This is a genomic window from Kitasatospora sp. NPDC087315, assembly GCF_044744345.1.
In the GTDB taxonomy this organism is placed as follows: Bacteria; Actinomycetota; Actinomycetes; order Streptomycetales; family Streptomycetaceae; genus Kitasatospora.
The window spans coordinates 1-3,707 of the sequence record NZ_JBIUYD010000059.1 but is presented as its reverse complement, the minus strand read 5'-3'; the positions used below and the strand labels follow the sequence as shown (position 1 = coordinate 3,707).

Genomic DNA, 3,707 nt, shown 5'->3' with positions numbered 1-3,707 from the left:
GTTTTCCGCGAGCACGACCGCGCGGTGCTCGAACAGGGCGCGTGAGGACACCAGCGAGAAGCCCACCCCGCCCAGCTCCGTACCGGCACGGCCGTTCACCAGCGCACCGAGCCGTTCGGCCTGCCCCCGCAACGACCCGGCACTGCGCGCCGACACCACCAACGGCACCACACCCGAACCCAGTACGGGGGTGTGGTCCGCGACGGCGGCCGGCTCCTCCGGTGAGGCCTGCTCCAGGACGACGTGGGCGTTGGTGCCGCTGACACCGAAGGAGGAGACGCCGGCCCGCCGGGGCTCCTCGCCCCGCGGCCACGGCCGGGCCTCGGTCAGCAGCCGCACCGCGCCGGACTCCCAGTCCACCTTCTGCGACGGTTCGTCCGCGTGCAGGGTCGCGGGCAGCACGCCGTGCCGCACGGCCATCACCATCTTGATGATCCCGGCCACACCGGACGCGGCCTGGGCGTGACCGAGGTTGGACTTGACCGAGCCCAGCCACAGCGGCCGGTCCGCGGGCCGCCCCTGACCGTACGTCGCCAGCAGGGCGCCCGCCTCGATCGGGTCGCCCAGCGTCGTCCCCGTACCGTGCGCCTCCACGATGTCGACCTGTTCGGGCTTCAGCCGGGCGTTGGCCAGCGCGGCCCGGATCACCCGCTGCTGCGCGGGGCCGTTCGGCGCGCTCAGCCCGTTGCTCGCACCGTCCTGGTTGATCGCGCTGCCCCGGACGACGGCCAGCACCGGATGCCCGTTGCGCCGCGCGTCCGAGAGCCGCTCCAGCAGCAGCACACCGACGCCCTCGCCGAGACCCATGCCGTCGGCGTCGTCGCTGAACGCCTTGCAGCGGCCGTCCTGGGCCAGGCCGCGCTGGCGGCTGAAGCCGACCAGGCCGAGCGGGTCGGCCATCACCGCGGTGCCGCCGACCATGGCCATGGAGCAGTCGCCCTGGCGCAGCGACTGGACGGCGAGGTGCAGGGCCACCAGCGACGACGAGCAGGCGGTGTCGACCGTGACGGCGGGGCCCTCCAGGCCGAGGGTGTACGAGACGCGGCCGGAGATGACGCTGGTCGACATGCCGGTGACCAGGTGGCCCTGCACGCCGTCGGGGACGTTCTGGTAGTCGATGCCCCAGCCCTGGTACGCCGCTCCGACGAAGAGGCCGACCTTGCTGCCGTTCAGGGCCGAGGGGTCGATGCCGGCCCGCTCGAAGGCCTCCCAGGAGGTCTCCAGCAGCAGCCGCTGCTGGGGGTCCATGGCGCTGGCCTCACGCGGCGATATGCCGAAGAACGCCGGGTCGAAACGGTCGGCGTCGTGCAGGAAACCGCCCTCGGTCGTGTAGATCTTTCCCTGCTGGTCGGGGTCCGGGTCGTAGAGGCCGTCCAGGTCCCAGCCGCGGTTGACCGGGAATCCGGAGATGGCGTCCTTTTCCTCCGCGACCAGATTCCACAGTTCCTCGGGGGAATTGACCCCGGGGTAACGGCAACTCATGGCGACAATACCGATCGGCTCCCGGGACGCCGAGGTGAGCTGCTGATGGGCCCGCCGCAGTCGCTCGGTCTCCTTCAGGGACTCGCGCAGCGCTCCCACGAGTTTGTCATCGGCGCTTGTCATCGGGTGCTCCGCTCTTTTCTTCTCTTCAGAGGTCATTAGTTGTCGTACGCCATACGGATCAGCCCGTCGACGTCCATGTCGTCGATGGCATCCGTGGAGTCGCCGTCGCCGTGCACCGCGGCGGATTCGGTGTCGGGCGACTGTGCCAGCCTGCGCAGTTCGTCGAGCAGTCCGGATTCCTGAAGCCGCAGCAGCGGAATGGAATTCAGCAGCTCCCGGGCTTCCGCTTCCGCGGGGTCGGCCGGGGCCGCGGGGGCCTGCTCGGGGAAGAGCGCGGCACCGATGTGCTCGGCCAGCGCGCGGGCCCGCGGATAGTCGAACACCACCGTGACGGGCAGCCGCAGCCCGGTCGCCGCGCTCAGCCGGTTGCGGAGGTCGACGGCGCTCAGCGAGTCGAATCCGAGTTCCCGGAAGGCCCGTGACTCGTCGACGGCCGACGGGCCGGGGTACCCGAGCACCGAGGCGATCTGGGTGCACACCAGCTCGGAGATGGCGCGCCGGCGCTCCTCGGCGGACAGCCCGGTCAGCCGCAGGCGTACGGAGGAGTCGTCGTCCCCGGCCCCGGCCGGGGCGGCTTCGGTGGCCAGGATCCTGGCGACCTCCGGCACCTCACCGAGCAGCGGGCTGGGCCGTGCGGAGGTGAAGACCGGCACGAACCGCTCCCAGTCGATGTCCGCGACGACCACCACGCTCTCGTCGCGGTCCAGGACCTGCTGGAAGGCGTTGATGGCCGACTGCGGCGACATGAAGGGGATGCCGCGGCCGCGCAGCTGCTCCTCGGCGAGGTTGGCGGCCATGCCGCCGCCGTCCTCGGGGCTCCAGATGCCCCAGACCACCGAGGTGGCGGCGAGGCCGCGGGCCCGGCGCCGCTCGGCGAGGCCGTCGAGGTACGCGTTGGCCGCCGCGTAGGCGCCGTGCTCCCCGCTTCCCCAGACCGCCGAGATGGAGGAGAAGAGCACGAAGGCGTCCAGTGCGGAGTGGTCGAAGACCGCGTCCAGGTTGGCCGCGCCGACGATCTTCGCGTGGGCGGTGTCGGAGAACTCCAGGAGGTCGGTGTCGGCGAGCGGCACGAGCACGCCCGCGCCGGCGATGTGCAGCACGGTGCGGATCTGCGAACCGTCGGCCTCCACCTGCCGGACCAGTGCGGTCAGGGCGTCGCGGTCGGTCACGTCGCAGGCGGCGATGGTGACCCGGGCGCCGAGTTCGGTGAGTTCGGCCTTCAGCTGCTGCGCGCCGGGGGCGGCCGGTCCGCTGCGGCTGGTGAGCACCAGGTGTTCCGCGCCGCGGCGGGCCAGCCAGCGGGCCGTCTGGCTGCCGATGCCGCCGGTGCCGCCGGTGATCAGTACGGTGCCACGGGGCGTCCAGGCCGGGACGGGGTCCGCCGCGGCCAGGGACGACCGGACCAGTCTGCGGACGAGGAGCCGGGTGCCGCGTACGGCGAGCTGGTCCTCGTTGTCGGGGCCGGCCAGGGCGGCGCACAGCAGCGTGGCGGCGCGGCGGTCCAGGCTCTCGGGGAGGTCGACCATGCCGCCCCAGCGCTGCGGGTGTTCGAGGGCGGCGACTCGTCCCAGGCCCCACACGGCGGCCTGAGCGGGGTCCACCGGCCGGTCGGCACCGGCGGTGCCGGCGGGGGCGGTGGTGACGGCGCTCCGGGTGGCGAGCCAGAGCGGCGCGTCGATGCCCGCGTCGCCGAGGGCCTGGATCAGCGTCAGGGTGAGGCCGAGCCCGGCCGGCAGTTCGGGGCAGCCCGGGTGCGGGCCTTCGGCCAGCGCGAGGAGGGAGAGCACTCCGGCGGGGGCCGTGCCGTCCAGCGTCTCCCGCAGGTGTGAGGCAAAAGCGCCGCGGTCGGCGTCTGCTGCCTTCACCTCCAGGGGCAGCACGTTCATGCCCTGCTCACGCAGCGCCTCGACCACTCGCCGCGCCTCGGGGACACCTGCGGGAACCACGGCCGCCCAGGTGCCCGGCGGCACGGTTGTCTTCGGATCGGCCAGTGGTTTCCAGGTGATCCGGTAGCGCCAGGAGTCGGTGAGTGCCTGTTCGCGGCTGCGGCGTCGCCAGGAGGCCAGGGACGGTAGCAGTGACGTCAGTGGGTCGGGTCCGTC

2 protein-coding genes are annotated in these 3,707 nt (G+C 72.8%); both read right to left on the bottom strand.

What is annotated here, in order from left to right:
- Positions 1–1,581, bottom strand: a 1,581-nt coding sequence (locus tag ACIO5D_RS38450; protein ID WP_400800953.1) for a type I polyketide synthase, incomplete at its 3' end; no start/stop codon positions are given.
- Between the two features lie 59 nt (positions 1,582–1,640).
- On the bottom strand, positions 1,641–3,707 hold a 2,067-nt coding region (locus ACIO5D_RS38445), incomplete at its 5' end, for a beta-ketoacyl reductase (RefSeq protein ID WP_400800950.1).